Below are 1,367 nucleotides of genomic sequence, written 5' to 3' on the forward strand. Positions count from 1 at the left end.
TCTGAGCCGGCGTCAGGTTGAGCGGTTGACGGTGCGCTATCGCAGCCAGGGTGCTTCGGGACTGCTGTCACGGCATCGTGGACACCCGAGCAATTACCAGTTGGCAGACGGCGTGGCCGAGCGCGCGTTGAACCTGATCCGGGATCGTTACCCGGATTTTGGCCCGACACTCGCGTGCGAGAAGCTGCACGAATGCCACGGGATCACGCTGTCGAAGGAAACCGTGCGGCATCTGATGACTGATGCAGGCTTATGGATTCCGCGCCGGCAGCGTCCGCCGAAGCTCTACCAGCCACGCGCACGGCGGTCGTGTCTGGGCGAGCTGGTGCAGATCGACGGCAGCGATCACCGCTGGTTCGAGGAACGGGCGCCGGCCTGTACGCTGCTGGTGTATGTCGACGATGCGACCAGCCGGCTGATGGCGCTGCACTTCACGGCGACCGAATCGACCTTCAGCTACTTCGAGGTGACCCGGGCGTACCTGGAACAGCACGGCAAGCCGGTGGCGTTCTACAGCGACAAGGCGAGCGTGTTCCGGAACACGGCCGCAAGCAGGACCGGCAATAGCGTGACGCAGTTTGGTCGCGCGATGTACGAGCTGAACATCGACACGATCTGTGCAAACAGTAGCGCGGCCAAGGGCCGTGTCGAGCGCGCGCACCTGACGCTGCAGGACCGGCTTGTCAAGGAACTGCGGCTGCGTGGCATCGATACGCAGGAAGCAGCCAATGCGTATGCGCCCCGCTTCATCGCCGATTACAACACGCGCTTTGGCAAGGCTCCAAGGAGCGCGTTCAACGCACACCGGCCACTGCGTGCAGACGAGGATCTCGACACCATCCTGACGTGGCGTGAACCGCGGCGCGTCACGCGTTCGCTGACGCTGCAGTACGACCGGGTAATCTACCTGCTCGATGACACAGAGGCGAACCGCAGGCTGGTGGGACGCTACATCGACGTGTATGAGTATCCGGATGGGCGCATCGAGCTCCGGGCAGACGGTGTCGCCCTTCCCTGCAGGCCTTACGACCGGCTCTCCGAGATTGATCAGGGCGCCGTGGTCGATCACAAGCGGCTGGGTCATGTGTTGCAGGTCGCGCAGCTGATTCAGGCGGATCGCGATAACCGCCGCGCGTCAGGTTCGCCATCACGAACCAATCAGGGGCAGGCGCCGAAACCGAAAGAACGCAAGGCTGGCACAAAGAAGCAGCGGGAGATCACTGTTGATGATCTGAACACCGCGATTGGCAGAACGACGGTCAGCCTCCAGGACCCTGTACTCAAAACCTCGTCAAGGAGATAACAAAGGCACAAAACCCGACACTTCTACTTTGCTGCCGCTACGACATTTAAGAATGGCTTTGACA

The 1,367-nt window shown here is 61.7% G+C and carries 1 protein-coding gene; it reads left to right on the plus strand.

The window, feature by feature from the left end; translation table 11 throughout:
* A partial coding sequence (locus tag BUE39_RS33655) for an ISNCY family transposase (RefSeq protein ID WP_073432978.1) occupies positions 1–1,303 on the plus strand: 1,303 nt, incomplete at its 5' end.
* Positions 1,304–1,367: the final 64 nt, after the last annotated feature.

This window comes from Paraburkholderia terricola (assembly GCF_900142195.1).
GTDB lineage: Bacteria > Pseudomonadota > Gammaproteobacteria > Burkholderiales > Burkholderiaceae > Paraburkholderia > Paraburkholderia terricola.